The following is a 15,174-nucleotide window of genomic DNA, read 5'->3' as shown; positions in this document are numbered from 1 at the left end:
GAGGATCATCATGTTTTTTGCAAAAAAACTTACGGCAGAAGAAGCAGGGCAACTAGGTGTTCACACATGGGAACCATGGGTAGGCGAACCGAATAAAGGAACGTGGCATGTAGAAGAGCAGGAAGTTTTCTATGTGACAGACGGTGAAGTGTTTATTACTGTTGATGAAAAAAAGTATCATATTACAAAAGACTGGGTCGTTTCTTTGGCTAAGGATCTTGTTTGTGAATGGGATTGTCCAGTGTTTTTGAAAAAGAATTATAAGATGAACCATGAGATTGATCTGAAATAATGTGAACTGGGAGTGGACAAATGCTAAGCAGATGGCTGCTCCTGCGTATTAAATGGACAAGATTAGTAATGTTGGAGATATGTAAATCAGTTTATATATAATCAGATGAATGCGCTTTCTTCCGAGAGGTGTAATACAAAGGACGGTTATCTTAAAATAGGAGGTTTCACCATGGCAGTAACGAAAAATGTACAAACGTTGAAAAATTATATTGGCGGACAATGGATAGAATCCACAAGTAAACAAGTTGAAGATGTACCAAATCCAGCAACAGGCGAGATTATTGCTCGTGTGCCACTTTCGACTAAAGAAGATTTAGATAGAGCTGTAGCAACTGCGAAAGAAGCATTCAAAACTTGGAGAAGGGTCGCTGTACCTCGGCGTGCTCGGATTCTATTTCGTTATCAACAGTTACTGATTGAAAACTGGGAAGAGTTAGCGAAACTCGTTACCCTGGAAAATGGAAAAAGTTATAAAGAAGCTTACGGTGAAGTACAGCGAGGGATTGAATGTGTTGAATTTGCCGCAGGTGCACCTACTTTAATGATGGGAGAGCAACTTCCTGATATTGCGACTGGTGTTGAATCGGGGATGTATCGTTACCCGATCGGAGTAATTGCAGGAATAACGCCATTTAACTTTCCGATGATGGTGCCATGCTGGATGTTTCCACTCGCGATTGCATGCGGAAATACGTTTGTATTAAAACCATCTGAAAGAACACCATTGCTGGCTAATCGCATAGCTGAACTGTTTAAAGAAGCAGGTCTTCCAGGTGGCGTGCTAAATATTGTGCATGGTGCACATGACGTCGTAAATGGCATTCTTGACAATGAGGATGTGAAGGCTGTATCTTTCGTTGGTTCTCAACCTGTGGCTGAGTACATATATAAAACAGCAGCAGCTAACGGTAAACGTGTACAAGCTCTTGCAGGTGCAAAAAATCATTCGATCGTATTAAAAGATGCGGACCTTAGTTTTGCAGCGAAAGAAATTACAAACGCTGCCTTCGGTTCAGCTGGTGAAAGATGCATGGCCGTGGCTGTTGTTGTTGTGGAAGAAGACGTTGCAGATGAGCTCGTTAATAGACTGCTTCAAGAGGCGAATGCTATTACGATTGGAAATGGTCTGGAAGAAGGTGTGTTCCTTGGTCCCGTTATTCGTGACGGACATAAAGAGCGTACACTCGGATACATTCAATCTGGTATAGAGCAGGGAGCGACACTTATTCGTGACGGACGTGAAGATGATGCAGTAAACGGTAACGGTTATTTTGTTGGCCCAACAATTTTTGACAATGTGACACAGGAAATGAAAATCTGGCAAGATGAAATCTTCGCACCGGTTCTTTCTATTGTACGTGTAAAAGACTTGATGGAAGCGATTCATGTTGCTAATGCATCACCGTTCGCAAATGGTGCATGCCTGTACACCGATAGCGCGAAAGCTATTCGTGCATTCCGTGAAGAAATTGATGCAGGTATGCTTGGGGTCAATCTTGGGGTTCCTGCTCCAATGGCATTCTTCCCATTCTCAGGTTATAAGAAATCCTTCTATGGTGATCTCCATGCAAATGGAAAAGATGGCGTAGAATTCTATACTCGCAAGAAAATGCTTACGGCTCGTTATTGAAAGATTGATTCCGCATTAACGGGCAGTAAGATCCCCACCTCAAAATTCAGCTGGAGCAAAGAAGTTAGGTGGGGGTCGGGCTGCCCGTAAAAGCCCGATTGGTGAGGGCTAATAATCGGTGGGGGATGAACAAAACCCGCACTGATCAAAGTTTCACTTTATGTGAAACCATAAAAGAATAGAATGGAGTTGGTGATTGTGCAAGCGACAGAGCAAACACAAAGTTTGAAAAAAGCAGATGAAAAGTACCTTTGGCATGCAATGAAAGGAGCAGCCCCTAATCCAACGAATTTAATTATCACAAAAGCAGAAGGGGCATGGGTGACGGATATTGATGGAAACCGTTATTTAGACGGTATGTCGGGTCTTTGGTGCGTGAATGTTGGGTATGGTCGAAAAGAGCTTGCAAGAGCGGCTTTTGAACAGCTTGAAGAAATGCCATATTTCCCTTTGACACAAAGCCATGTTCCTGCTATTAAATTAGCAGAGAAATTGAATGGATGGCTTGATGATGAATATGTTATTTTCTTTTCTAACAGTGGATCGGAAGCAAATGAAACGGCGTTTAAAATTGCTCGTCAATACCATCAACAAAAAGGTGATCATGCACGTTATAAGTTTATTTCACGCTATCGTGCTTACCACGGTAACTCAATGGGGGCTCTTGCAGCAACAGGTCAAGCGCAGCGAAAGTATAAATATGAACCACTCGGGCAAGGGTTCTTGCATGTAGCACCACCTGATACGTATCGTAATCCAGATGATGTTCGTACACTGGCAAGTGCTGATGAAATTGATCGTGTTATGACATGGGAGTTAAGTCAAACAGTAGCCGGCGTGATTATGGAGCCGATTATTACTGGGGGCGGCATTTTGATGCCTCCTGATGGATATATGGAAAAAGTAAAAGGAATTTGCGAGAAGCACGGCGCGTTGCTCATTTGTGATGAAGTTATATGTGGATTTGGCCGGACTGGGAAGCCATTTGGATTTATGAATTATGGCATTAAACCAGATATCATTACAATGGCAAAAGGTATTACAAGTGCGTATCTTCCTTTGTCGGCAACAGCAGTCAGACGAGAGATTTATGAGGCATACGTAGGCAGTGAAGATTATGATCGCTTCCGCCATGTGAATACGTTCGGAGGAAATCCAGCTGCTTGCGCCTTGGCTTTGAAGAATTTAGAAATTATGGAGAATGAGAAACTCATTGAACGTTCCAAAGAATTGGGTGAACGACTGTTATATGAATTAGAAGATGTAAAAGAGCATCCAAACGTAGGAGATGTTCGCGGAAAAGGCCTTCTTTTAGGTATTGAACTAGTGGAAGATAAGCAAACGAAAGAACCGGCTGCTATTGAAAAGGTAAACAAAGTCATCAATGCTTGTAAAGAAAAAGGTCTAATTATTGGTAAAAATGGCGACACTGTTGCAGGTTACAATAATATTTTGCAGCTTGCGCCTCCATTAAGCATTACAGAAGAAGACTTTACTTTTATCGTTAAAACAATGAAAGAATGTTTATATCAACTTTAATTTGTTAAAAAGCGGAATAGAATATTGAGAGATATAGCTTTAAATACTGAATGAATTACTCTAAAAGAGTAATTCCGAAAGGGTTGAGTTTATGAAAGCTGATGTTGTCTTGATAAATGGAGAAGTTATTACAGTAGACCAAAAGAATGCAGTAGTCGAAGCTGTAGCAATAAAAGATAATCGTATCGCAGTTGTTGGGTCAAATCAGGAGGTTAAGAGTTTAATAGGAGAACAAACGGCTGTAATTGACCTGCAAGGAAAAACACTTCTTCCCGGATTCATTGATTCTCATATTCACCTCATTGCTCACGGGCTGAATCAGTTGGCGGTAAGTTGTAAAGCTGAACATATTGATTCTATCGAAGCTTTGTTAGAGGACCTGAAAAAGAAAGCCTTAGAAACTCCAAAAGGCGAATGGATACGTGCTTGGGGCTTTAATGAAAACGCTGTGAAGGAAAAGCGTTATCCAACAATTACTGAGCTGGATGAAATTTCAGCTGAACACCCTATTATTGTATCTCGTACTTGCAACCATATAAGCGTAGTGAACAGCAAAGCATTAGAAATTGCGCAAATTAACGAGAACACACCGAACACGAGTGGGGGGATTATTGAAAAGAATCAGGCAGGACGGCTTACAGGAAAGTTAATTGAAGCAGCAAATATGGAGATGAGCGCGGTTGCGAGTTATACGGAAAGTGAAATGATGAAGGCTGTGAAAATTGCATCAGATCATTTCGTTGCAGCGGGCATAACAAGTATACATGACGCAGGTGGATTTGGACCTGAGAGTTACCGTTTACTACAACAAGCTGTGAAGAGTAGGGATATTCGTGTCAGAATATATGCAATGATATGTCAGTTAAATAACTCCCATGAATTTGTTAATAAAATGGTCGAAGCTGGCGTGGTAACTGGTACCGGAGATGAGAGATTCAAAGTTGGACCAGCTAAAATGTTTACAGATGGAAGTAGCACTGGGCCTACAATTGCAACACGTGAGCCGTACTCGAGTGACTCTAACAATTCTGGCATTCTTTATTATAGTGAGGAAGAAATCTATCAAGTTTTAGGTGAAGCTCATAAAAAAGGCTATCAGATCACTGTACATGCACAAGGTGATAAAGCTATTGAAATGTATTTAAATTGTGTAGAAAGGGCGCTAGAGGAATCACCAAGAAAAGACCACCGTCATCGAATCGAACACGCGGGAATTTCTTCACCAGATTTACAAGAGAGAATGAAAAAACTCGAGGTGATTCCGATTCCAAACCCTCCATTTCCATATGAATTTGGAGAGATATATGCCCAGCACTATGGTGAGCGTGTTAACCACATGTACGCTGCTCGTGATTTTATTGATCGTGGCATCATTGCAGCAGGTGGATCGGACGCACCAGTTACTGACTATAATCCTTTATTAGGAATTCACGTTGCTGTCAATAGAAGAAGCAAGTCTGGAATGGAGATTGGTACTAATCAATCTATAAGCGTAATGGAAGCTATTAAACTATACACATGGAATGGTGCTTATGCGAGTTTTGAAGAAGAGATAAAAGGAAGCATAGAGGCCGGAAAGTTGGCGGATTTAGTTATATTAAATGACAGCATTTTAAGTATCAATCCAAGCAAAATTAAAGATTTAAAAGTAGAAACAACTATTATTGATGGTGAAATTATCTATCAAGAAGAACAAACAGTGAAAATTTAACATAAAAAACGCACCCTTCAATTGTAAGACTGTTTTTAACAATTGGAGGGTGCGTTTCCGTTGTATAGTTGCGCTTTTCAAACTGTATTAATTTTCTGAGAGAATAAAAGGTCAGTCATCTATTAACAAAGATTCAGATCATGAACACTAGAAAACGAACATAACCTATCATATAATTGAAAGACTATATTGTAAAATCAATGTTAATATATACCCTCCTATAAGTATTAACATGCGTAATTGAGGTGTTTTCTTTGTTGTTTTATGATCGGATTTCTATAATGGCCCCTCCTGTTCCCTAGCTAAGAAAGTCTTTTTATTTCTGAGATTTTCAAAGTTATAGGAGGGTATTAAAAATGAAAAAAGTCTCAGTACCATCACTTTTGTTAATGATTATTCTTGTAGCATTTCCGCAAATTAGTGAAACAATTTACACGCCGTCTTTACCAGACATTTCAAAGGCGTTGCACGTAAGTAATAATGAGGTACAGTTAACGCTAAGTGTTTATTTTGCTGGATTTGCTTTAGGTGTATTTTTTATTGGATGGTTATCAGATATAATTGGTCGTCGCCCAGCAATGTTATTTGGAATTGCAGTATACGGGATAGGAAGTTTCTTATGCTATATTGCAAGTTCCATTGAATTTTTATTGCTAAGTCGTTTTATTCAAGCGTTTGGGGCAAGTGCAGGATCAGTTGTTACACAAACGATTCTTCGTGAAAGTGTAGAGGGGCATAAACGTCATGTTATGTTTGCTCAAATTTCGGCAGTCATTGCCTTTACACCAGCGATAGGTCCGTTAATTGGTGGTTTTCTCGATCAAATGTTTGGATTTAAAATAGTATTTTTAAGTTTAGTAGTTATGAGCGTCGGAATTTTGCTGTATACGTTTGTTTCTCTTCCAGAAACAAAAACGGACTCAGTGACGAATCAAATAAATGTGTTTTCTGTTTTAAAACGGTTGATTACAAATCCGAAAGTAGTAACATACGGTCTATTAATTGGAGGAGCGAATGGTGTTTTATTTAGCTATTATGCAGAAGCGCCGTTTATCTTTATTGAATACTTTCAGTTATCGCCTAGTATGTATGGATTTTTAGGAATCGTTGTCGCTTTTGCTTCAATTATTGGGGCGAAAGTTTCAAAACGTTTACTGGCTACTTATAAACCAGAGAAAATTATATATATCGGTTGTCTTGTAATGACAGGGGGAGCTATCCTTTTAACTGTTATTACTTCAGTTGGATCAAATCCAAACATAATATATATGATTGGATTTTTAGTAGCGATGTTTATATTGCTATTAGGAATTGGAATAGCGTTGCCTAACTGTTTAAGTTTAGCATTAGTAGATTTTCAAGATGTCATTGGTACAGCAGGTGCATTGTTTAGCTTAGGCTACTATGTAATTGTAACGGTGACAATTTGGGGAATGAGTCAGCTTCATACAGGTTCGTTGATGGTGATGCCACTTTATTTTCTGACTATTGCAGTTATCATGGTGGTGTTTACTAAAGTATTTATTTTTGGTAAACAAACTTCAAAAACGATTTAAATATGAAATGGTAAAAGAGTCTCATTTTTTAATGAGACTCTTTTATATTTTATGAAAAAAATTACAGGTATGAATATGTAATTAATGTTAAAATATAACAAAGTTGTATGGTTATAGTTTTTGGGAGGTGAAAATATGTTAATGAATCTAGCATGCGCTCTACTAATCATTTCCGGACTTACAATAGTTATAAGAAAAACTTTCATTGTCAACCACTATCTTTGTAATTTAATGGCATTCTTTTGTGCTTATATGACAACATCTTCTTATATGTTAAATCAACTTTCATTAGTGAAAACAATAGTTGTACTAGTTTTGTTGTTTATAACTTTAGTTCTCGTATACTCACATTTCGATATTAGAGGACTAGCTTTTAACGATTATACAGTGTTTAATTTACCTTCTAGCCGAGTGAATATATTAGTGAAAGAAGGGCTTACTGAAGCAAATATAGAATTTACTTCGGATAAAAATAATATATATTTATCAGGATCTCCTGTTAAAATTCGAATATTAAATAGGCCATTACATACAACTAATATTTTATTTAAAAAATGTCCAGATGATATGAAGGGGAAAATTAAAGATATTATTGAGGAAAAGATAAAAGCTGAAGAGAAGAGTTTTCCGTTTTCGGGTGTATTGTTGATTGCTTTAGGAGGACTAATATTTTTCATAAAATAGTAGTATTATGAAATGTTTTTGCGATAAGGTTCGAATTTTCAATTAGAATGAGGTGGAATGCATGCGAAACTTAGTAAATAAACTAAATGTTAAAGCAACTACACAAGAAGATTTACAACAAATTTTAAAACTATGTACAATTTATGATCAAGCCATTTACGGTGAAGTTGATACAACGGTAGAGGATATTAATAACTCATGGAAAGGTATTGATGTTAGTAAAAGCTCTTATGTTGTTATGAATGAAGAAGAAATAATCGCTTATGGAATTTTGACAGGGAATGAAGGGCAGTTTCCATCTGCTGTATTTGTAAACCCTGATTATATAAATCAAGGAATTGAACATGTAATATGGTCAAAGCTTGAAGAGCGTGCTACGGGGCTTGTAAGTAATTCGTCTTGCTTGAATGGCACGATTGTAACACAAGCAAATAATTTCTATGAGGAAAAAGTATTAGAAGAAGATGGATTTATCCCAACTCGTATATGGTGGGGGATGGGGATTGAATTAAAGAAAGATATTCCATCACCAATATGGCCAAATGGTGTTACAGTGCGACATTACATACTAGGTTTAGATGATGGAAGATTACATCAAGCTTTTAATGAAGCATTTGCAGACCACTGGAATTCGCATCCTTCTACGTTAGAAGAGTTTTTGCAGCGTACAGAAAGAGATGGGTTTCATCCTACATTATGGTCACTGGCGATGGTTGAGGATGAAGTAGTTGGTTTTGTCTTTAGTAAAAAGGGTGCTGATAATAAAGCAGAAATTACTCACTTAGGTGTAAGGCGTTCTAAGCGGAAACAAGGATTGGGATTAGCGCTGTTACATCACGCATTCGGTCAATTATACGAAGAAGGGATTTTAAAGGTCCATCTAAATGTAGATTCTGAGAATATTACAGGTGCACCTCGCGTATACGAAGCAGCTGGAATGGAAGTAAAGAGTAAATTCGTTCGCTTTGATAAGGAAGTCCGTGCGAAGGATGTATATGGTATGTAATTTTACTAATATATTATATTTCCAGGTGAGATGGAAATGTAATTCATTTAAATGATGGACAATGACGTTATCAACTATAAATATTGAAGTACATGCTGTATAAAACCGAGGAAGAAATGCTTTCCTCGGTTATTTATATTGTAATAACATTTACACTAGAATCATATTGAATAGATGTATTTTATTTCTAATTAAGTTAAAAATTAAACGTAATCATGCATATTAATTTATTGAAAAAATAATTGAATTTTTCAGATAAATGAATTAATATAAAATAAGTAATTTTAAGATTTATAGAATATTGGAAGATGAAAGGTTTTGAGAATTTTGTTAGGGGCAAAAAACGATTTTAGGATAGCTTTAAAGCTAGTGTAAAATGACGTTTGCTTCATCATTTTCAGGGCCGAAAGGAATTAGGGGAAAGCATCTTGTTTTAAAATGCGGCTATGAATCATCTAAGAGGGGGAAGTGAAGTGGCAAACAAAGAATTGAAAAGAGGTTTAGAAGCACGTCATATTCAAATGATTGCTTTAGGCGGAACAATTGGTGTTGGTTTGTTTATGGGATCAGCCAGCACGATTAAATGGACAGGTCCGTCAGTAATGCTTGCTTATGCAATTGCAGGTATTTTTATCTTCTTCATTATGCGTGCCATGGGAGAAATGTTGTACATGGAGCCAAGTACAGGTTCATTTGCGACGTTCGGTCATAAGTATATTCACCCGTTAGCTGGTTATATGACAGCGTGGAGTAACTGGTTCCAGTGGGTTATCGTTGGGATGTCAGAGATTATCGCAGTTGGGGCGTATATGAAGTATTGGTTCCCAGATTTACCAGCCTGGATACCGGGTGTTATCGCAATGGTTATTCTTGGTGCAGCTAACTTAATTTCTGTTAAATCATTTGGTGAATTTGAATTTTGGTTTGCGATGATTAAAATCGTTACGATTTTATTAATGATTATTGCTGGATTTGGTCTTATTTTCTTCGGAATTGGTAACGGCGGAGAAGCGATTGGTATATCAAACCTTTGGGCAAATGGCGGTTTCTTTACAGGTGGTTTTTCAGGATTCTTCTTTGCATTATCACTTGTAGTTGGAGCGTATCAAGGTGTGGAATTAATCGGGATTACTGCTGGTGAAGCGAAAGATCCGAAGAAGACACTTACAAGAGCAATTCAAAGTACAATTTGGCGTATTCTAATTTTCTATATTGGTGCTATTTTCGTTATTGTAACTGTGTATCCGTGGGATCAATTAAGTACAATTGGTAGTCCGTTCGTAGCAACTTTTGCGAAGGTTGGTATTACGGCAGCAGCGGGACTTATTAACTTCGTTGTTATTACAGCAGCGATGTCTGGTTGTAATAGTGGTATTTATAGTGCTGGACGTATGCTGTATACGTTAGGTGTAAATGGACAAGCACCGAAATATTTCACGAAACTTTCTGGAAATGGTGTACCTTTATTCGGAACAGTTGGCGTAATTATCGGTCTAGCGGTCGGTGTTGTATTAAGTTATATCGCACCGAAAAACTTATTCGTATATGTATATAGCGCGAGTGTACTTCCTGGTATGGTGCCATGGTTCGTCATTTTAATTAGTCAAATTAATTTTAGAAAAGAAAAAGGAGCAGAGATGAAAGATCATCCATTCAAAATGCCATTTGCTCCTGTTACAAACTATTTAACAATTGCCTTTTTAATTATGGTATTAATCGGTATGTGGTTTAACGATGATACTCGTATTTCACTAATTGTAGGTATTGTTTTCTTAGCTATCGTAACAATTAGTTTCTATGCTTTCGGAATAGGGAAGAGAGCTCCGTTAGACGCTCAAGATGATCAAGGGATTTCAAGTAAATAAAGGTAAAAAAGTCCGATTTCATATTTAGAAATCGGACTTTTTTATTAAAACTTTTCTAATACAATTTTCCCAATTGTACGTCCACTCTCAAGCAATGCATGTGCTTTTTTTAGATTTTCTGCATGTATCGGTGTTAACGTATCGTTTAAAGTTGTATGAAGGATACCTTCATCTAATAGCTCACTCACTTTATTTAATAGTTCGTGCTGCGTAATCATATCGCCAGTTTCATACATCGCTTTTGTGAACATAAATTCCCAAACTAGTGTGGCGCTTTTACTTTTTAAAATGCCCATCTCAAGAGGGTGCTCATTTTCTACGATAGAGCAAATTTTTCCTTGTGGTTTAATGATGTCACACATTGCATGCCAATGTTGATCTGTATTGTTTAAGCAGAAGATATAATCTACATCTTTTAGCCCAAACTCTAATATTTGATCTTTTAAAGGTTGGTGATGGTTAACAATATAATCGGCACCGAATTTTTCAACCCAGTGTATTGTTTCGTTGCGGGATGCAGTTGCGATTACATTCAGTCCAGCCCATTTAGCTAATTGAATGGCAATTGAACCTACGCCACCAGCTCCGCCGATAATTAAAATATTTTTAAATGAGTTCGTATCTTTTTTATTATAATCAATGCCTAAACGCTCGAATAAACCTTCCCATGCGGTAATGGCTGTTAAAGGAATTGCTGCAGATTCAGCATCACTTAACGTTTTTGGTTTTTTACCAACAATTCTTTCATCAACTAGATGGTATTCACTGTATGTACCTTGCCTTGTAATGCTTCCAGCGTAAAACACTTCGTCGCCTTCTTTAAATAACGTACAACCTTCGCCTGTTTGCACGACAACACCACTAGCATCCCAGCCAAGTATTTTTGCTACATCTTCTTTTTTATCTTTCGGAGATCGAACTTTTGTATCAACTGGGTTAACGGAAATAGCGTTAATTTTTACAAGTATATCTCTTCCTGTGGCAACAGGTCTTTCAACTTCAATATCAATTAAACTGTTTTCTTCTTCAATAGGTAAGTATTCATGTAAACCGATTGCTTTCATTTGTATTCCCTCCATTAAAATAAGAGTCTGTTCTTTTTTATTATAGTAGGTAAAGTGTCGTTATGTAAAAAAGCGGACTCCTTTCTATTTTATAAAGAGCTTGATTAAACATCATTTAAAATGTCTTCATTGAAAGAGGAAAGCCATCGTTTTGATTTTATAAGCGTTGTAACATTATTTTTAAGTTATACTTATTTTTCCAGTGTACCTTGCAATGAACAATACTGAGTGGTATATTATACTTATGAGTTACTTATTATAAAATGGTACTGAATAATAAACAGTAGTGAAAGTCAATTAGAATAGGGTGAACGAACATTGAATGTACAATTTAAAAAAGGAGTTTTAGAACTTTGTGTGCTTGTCTTACTCGATAAGCAAGACCGTTATGGGTATGAATTAGTTCGAAGTATTTCCAATCAAATTGAAATATCAGAAGGATCTGTGTATCCTCTACTTCGTAGATTAACTAAAGAAGAATATTTTACAACGTATTTACAGGAGTCTTCAGAAGGGCCTTCAAGGAAGTATTATAAACTGACAGATAAAGGTAGAACGTATTTGTACCAACTTTTGGAGGAATGGAATGAGTTCTCACAAGGTGTCAATCAATTAATAAAAGAAGGTGTACGTAATGACGAAAAATAAATTTTTACAACAATTAAATGCATCTCTAAAAAGATTATCTGAAAAAGAGCGTGCAGATATTTTAAAAGATTATGAGGAACATTTTACCTTCGGATTAGAGGAAGGTAAAAGTGAAGAAGAAATTGTAGCTTCATTAGGTTCTCCAGCTCAAATCGCCAAAGAGTTATTAGCAGATTATCATATTGAGAAAGTAACAGCAAGTGCAACAACAGGAAATGTTTTTCGGGCAATTTGGGCAGTAATTGGATTAGGGTTTTTCAATTTAGTAATAGTGCTTGGACCTGCAATTACATTAGCAGCATTGATTTTTTCGGGATGGGTTCTAGGAATCTCATTTTTAGGTTCACCACTGTTTGTTATTGTAGATACTATTTTGCATCCAAATACATTCTTGCTTTTTAACCTTTTCATTTCTTTAGCACTTTGTGGGCTTGGATATTTCATTGTAATTGCTATGTTATTTTTAACGAAGTTAGCAAAGAATGGATTTGTTCGTTATTTAAAGTTCAATATAGCACTAGTAAAAGGTGGTTTTAAGCATGATAAATAAAAAGAAATTTTCCATCATTGCAGCTATTATTTTCATTATTGGAATTGTAGGAAGTCTACTCACTTATCGTTCAATTGCTGCAGTACCAATTTCAGAAGAAAAGGTTATTAGCAATAATAATGTGTCAAGCGTCATTATCGATACGAATAACGTTCGTGTTAACATCAATCCTACAACAGATAGTAACATTAAAGTAACATTAGATGGGGAAGTTAGTCCTAACATAAAAAGAACGTTAGCTACGGATGAGAAAGATTCAACGCTTCTCATTTCTTACAAAGAAAAACAACAGAGCTGGTTCAACTTCAACATTTCCGAAGTATTGGCCCCATTAACATTAAATGTTTATCTGCCTGAAAAACAATATGATTTATTAAAAGTTTCCAATAATAATGGCTACGTTTCTGCCAAAAAACTAAACGCAACAAATTTTAATATCAATACAAGCAATGGGCGTGTTGAATTAAGAGAAATCAATTCGCAAAAAGTTATTGCAGAAGCAAACAATGGAATTATGGACTTTAAAGATATAATGGCACAAAATATTCATGTGAAATCGAATAATGGAAGAATTATGCTAGATCATGTGGAAGGTGAAATAGAGGGGCAATCTAAGAATGGAAGTCTTACTCTTAAAACAACTGAACTTGATCGAAATCTTAATTTTACGACTCACAATGGAAAAATCAATATTGAAACCGAAAAAAAACCAACTAATGTTCAATTTAATGTTTCTGTCGATAATGGCAGAGCGAATATCCTGGATAAATATAAAGGTAATGCGATTATTGGAAAGGGAGAAAATCTAATTAAATTAACCACGCATAATGGAAATATTTCAGTGAAATAAAATAGCATATCATCTTTTATAATCATTGCTCGCCGCATATAAGAGCCTGTAAATGAATAATAACAAGCAAAATAGCCGACTCCTTTTCTCAGCATATAGGTAGTCGGTTATTTTATATATAAAATTCGTTTAAGCGTGTATTTTTTTCATTCTTAAACTATTGTTTGTTTCTGTATTCCTTATAGGATGTTTTATAAATCATCGAACTTTATTTCAAAATACAAACAGCTGTTTTATTACTCTCGACTGCTAGGAGAGTAATAAATAGTAATTGTCAATATAATGAAAAGTTGTGAACAACTCAAAATAATAGCTGGAATAATGAAAGGTGAGAAGGATTTTATTTCTAATGGGAGGAATTCTTTACTGTATTGTTTCATTCAAAACTACATGTAAAGGTGGATACATAATGACGGTAAAAAAGCTTTATTTCGTGCCAGCTGGTCGTTGTATGTTAGATCATTCCTCTGTTAATAGTACGCTCACACCGGGGAATTTATTGAACTTACCAGTATGGTGTTATTTATTGGAGACAGAAGAAGGACCTATTTTAGTAGATACAGGCATGCCAGAAAGTGCGGTTAATAATGAAGGTCTTTTTAACGGTACATTTGTTGAGGGGCAAATTTTACCGAAAATGACTGAAGAAGATAGAATTGTAAATATTTTAAAGCGTGCAGGGTATGAGCCGGAAGACCTTCTTTATATTATTAGCTCTCACTTGCATTTTGATCATGCAGGAGGAAATGGTGCTTTTATAAATACACCAATCATTGTACAGCGTGCTGAATACGAGGCGGCGCAGCATAGAGAAGAATATATGAAAGAATGTATATTGCCGAATTTAAACTACAAAATCATTGAAGGGGATTATGAGGTCGTATCAGGTGTTCAACTATTGTATACACCAGGACATACTCCAGGGCATCAGTCGCTATTCATTGAGACGGAGAACTCTGGCCCAGTGTTATTAACGATCGATGCATCGTATACGAAAGAAAATTTTGAAGATGAAGTGCCGTTCGCGGGGGTTGATTCGGAGTTAGCTTTATCTTCAATTAAGCGTTTAAAAGAAGTTGTGAGGAAAGAAAACCCAATTGTTTTCTTCGGACATGATATAGAGCAGGAAAAGAGCTGTAAAGTGTTCCCTGAATATATATAAAAGAGAAAGTCATGAGCTAATGTGCCCATGACTTTCTCTTTTATATAATCTTTTTAAATAAGCTATATACTTTTTTCGAATTGCCTTCATTTAATTGATAATAAGTAAGATCTATGTCATCAGGACTGTTTTGATGAGCAATCATAATTTCACTACTGTTGTTATCTACTATCCAAATTAAATATTGTTTATAAGTCCCATCTTGGAAAGTAATCCACATGTTACAATCTACTAGATCAGAACCTTCTTCATCTAGCGTTAAATCGCCTTTTTTTGCTGTATTCATACTGTTAATGAATGTTTTTAATTCATCTGTTTTTGTAAGGAAGATAGATTTTTTTGTTTTAATTGACTCTACATGTATATCTTTTATTTCCTGTTTCCCTAAAAAAACAGGAGGTGCATCTGGGTCTCTTTGAGTTGAAATAATAGTAGCTTTCTTTTTTGGTTTACTTGCTGTATAGAGATCTTGAATAGATTTTCCAGAGTTTAAAAACCATACGGTCCCAAAAATAATTAATGCGCTACCTATCAATAAAATGATTTTCTTAATAGGGTATTCTCCTCTCTATTACTTCGTGTGAAGAGCTTTTCTATTAATATATGATAGGTAAG

At 36.2% G+C, this 15,174-nt stretch carries 14 protein-coding genes; 12 read left to right on the top strand and 2 right to left on the bottom strand.

Annotated features, from left to right (window positions below):
* Positions 1-10 precede the first annotated feature (10 nt).
* The 8 genes from LUS72_RS16855 to LUS72_RS16820 all read left to right on the top strand — a co-directional run bounded on the left by LUS72_RS16855 (position 11) and on the right by LUS72_RS16820 (position 10,285).
* Entirely contained in the window at positions 11-292 is a 282-nt protein-coding gene (locus tag LUS72_RS16855) for a cupin domain-containing protein (RefSeq protein WP_097832578.1), read from the top strand.
* A 171-nt stretch (positions 293-463) separates the two neighbouring features.
* Positions 464-1,924: a CoA-acylating methylmalonate-semialdehyde dehydrogenase gene (locus tag LUS72_RS16850; protein ID WP_264447393.1), complete on the top strand. Its 1,461-nt coding sequence runs from the start codon at positions 464-466 to the stop codon at positions 1,922-1,924.
* 183 nt (positions 1,925-2,107) lie between these two features.
* Positions 2,108-3,463 carry an aspartate aminotransferase family protein gene (locus LUS72_RS16845; protein ID WP_264447391.1) on the top strand — a complete coding sequence of 452 codons (1,356 nt, stop codon included), beginning with the start codon at positions 2,108-2,110 and terminating at the stop codon, positions 3,461-3,463.
* A 91-nt stretch (positions 3,464-3,554) separates the two neighbouring features.
* A complete protein-coding gene (locus tag LUS72_RS16840) occupies positions 3,555-5,174 on the top strand; it encodes an amidohydrolase (RefSeq protein WP_264447389.1) in 1,620 nt (539 codons plus the stop codon).
* 356 nt (positions 5,175-5,530) lie between these two features.
* A complete protein-coding gene (locus LUS72_RS16835; protein ID WP_098361783.1) occupies positions 5,531-6,730 on the top strand; it encodes a multidrug effflux MFS transporter in 1,200 nt (399 codons plus the stop codon).
* Positions 6,731-6,865: 135 nt separating this feature from the next.
* Positions 6,866-7,414, top strand: coding sequence for a hypothetical protein (locus LUS72_RS16830; RefSeq protein ID WP_264447386.1), 549 nt, complete (start codon positions 6,866-6,868; stop codon positions 7,412-7,414).
* A 61-nt stretch (positions 7,415-7,475) separates the two neighbouring features.
* Positions 7,476-8,420, top strand: a complete 945-nt coding sequence (locus LUS72_RS16825) for a GNAT family N-acetyltransferase (RefSeq protein WP_097832584.1) — start codon at positions 7,476-7,478, stop codon at positions 8,418-8,420.
* 473 nt (positions 8,421-8,893) lie between these two features.
* Entirely contained in the window at positions 8,894-10,285 is a 1,392-nt protein-coding gene (locus tag LUS72_RS16820) for an amino acid permease (RefSeq protein WP_141533444.1), read from the top strand.
* A 44-nt stretch (positions 10,286-10,329) separates the two neighbouring features.
* Here LUS72_RS16820 and LUS72_RS16815 read toward each other — a convergent pair whose 3' ends face one another.
* The gene (locus LUS72_RS16815) at positions 10,330-11,349 is read right to left on the bottom strand and encodes a zinc-binding alcohol dehydrogenase family protein (RefSeq protein ID WP_264447383.1); all 1,020 of its coding nucleotides are present in this window, start codon (positions 11,347-11,349) and stop codon (positions 10,330-10,332) included.
* Positions 11,350-11,667: 318 nt separating this feature from the next.
* On the opposite strand from LUS72_RS16815, the gene LUS72_RS16810 reads away from it, so the two are divergent.
* From LUS72_RS16810 to aiiA, 4 genes are all read left to right on the top strand, one after another.
* The gene (locus LUS72_RS16810) at positions 11,668-11,997 is read left to right on the top strand and encodes a PadR family transcriptional regulator (protein WP_002137567.1); all 330 of its coding nucleotides are present in this window, start codon (positions 11,668-11,670) and stop codon (positions 11,995-11,997) included.
* Positions 11,984-12,547, top strand: coding sequence for an HAAS signaling domain-containing protein (locus LUS72_RS16805; RefSeq protein WP_097832587.1), 564 nt, complete (start codon positions 11,984-11,986; stop codon positions 12,545-12,547). Before LUS72_RS16810 ends, LUS72_RS16805 begins: the two co-directional genes overlap by 14 nt.
* Positions 12,537-13,397 carry a DUF4097 family beta strand repeat-containing protein gene (locus LUS72_RS16800; RefSeq protein WP_264447378.1) on the top strand — a complete coding sequence of 287 codons (861 nt, stop codon included), beginning with the start codon at positions 12,537-12,539 and terminating at the stop codon, positions 13,395-13,397. The genes LUS72_RS16805 and LUS72_RS16800 overlap by 11 nt, the downstream gene beginning before the upstream one ends.
* 409 nt (positions 13,398-13,806) lie before the next feature.
* On the top strand, positions 13,807-14,559 hold the full coding sequence (aiiA, locus tag LUS72_RS16795) for a quorum-quenching N-acyl homoserine lactonase AiiA (RefSeq protein ID WP_097832589.1): 753 nt from the start codon (positions 13,807-13,809) through the stop codon (positions 14,557-14,559).
* A 40-nt stretch (positions 14,560-14,599) separates the two neighbouring features.
* On the opposite strand, the gene LUS72_RS16790 is transcribed toward aiiA, so the two are convergent.
* Positions 14,600-15,094, bottom strand: coding sequence for a hypothetical protein (locus tag LUS72_RS16790; protein ID WP_097832590.1), 495 nt, complete (start codon positions 15,092-15,094; stop codon positions 14,600-14,602).
* Between the last annotated feature and the right edge of the window lie 80 nt (positions 15,095-15,174).

The organism is Bacillus cereus (assembly GCF_025917685.1).
Taxonomy (GTDB): Bacteria; Bacillota; Bacilli; order Bacillales; family Bacillaceae_G; genus Bacillus_A; species Bacillus_A cereus_AT.
The sequence above is the reverse complement of the archived record's forward strand: the minus strand, read 5'-3'. Positions and strand labels throughout refer to the sequence as shown.

Bases quoted from the DNA above. Each gene is read 5' to 3' on its own strand.
- LUS72_RS16855 (WP_097832578.1), top strand. From the start codon at position 11: ATGTTTTTTGCAAAAAAACTTACGGCAGAAGAAGCAGGGCAACTAGGT.
- LUS72_RS16850 (WP_264447393.1), top strand. From the start codon at position 464: ATGGCAGTAACGAAAAATGTACAAACGTTGAAAAATTATATTGGCGGA.
- LUS72_RS16845 (WP_264447391.1), top strand. From the start codon at position 2,108: ATGGAGTTGGTGATTGTGCAAGCGACAGAGCAAACACAAAGTTTGAAA.
- LUS72_RS16840 (WP_264447389.1), top strand. From the start codon at position 3,555: ATGAAAGCTGATGTTGTCTTGATAAATGGAGAAGTTATTACAGTAGAC.
- LUS72_RS16835 (WP_098361783.1), top strand. From the start codon at position 5,531: ATGAAAAAAGTCTCAGTACCATCACTTTTGTTAATGATTATTCTTGTA.
- LUS72_RS16830 (WP_264447386.1), top strand. From the start codon at position 6,866: ATGTTAATGAATCTAGCATGCGCTCTACTAATCATTTCCGGACTTACA.
- LUS72_RS16825 (WP_097832584.1), top strand. From the start codon at position 7,476: ATGCGAAACTTAGTAAATAAACTAAATGTTAAAGCAACTACACAAGAA.
- LUS72_RS16815 (WP_264447383.1), bottom strand. From the start codon at position 11,349: ATGAAAGCAATCGGTTTACATGAATACTTACCTATTGAAGAAGAAAAC.
- LUS72_RS16805 (WP_097832587.1), top strand. From the start codon at position 11,984: ATGACGAAAAATAAATTTTTACAACAATTAAATGCATCTCTAAAAAGA.
- LUS72_RS16800 (WP_264447378.1), top strand. From the start codon at position 12,537: ATGATAAATAAAAAGAAATTTTCCATCATTGCAGCTATTATTTTCATT.
- aiiA (WP_097832589.1), top strand. From the start codon at position 13,807: ATGACGGTAAAAAAGCTTTATTTCGTGCCAGCTGGTCGTTGTATGTTA.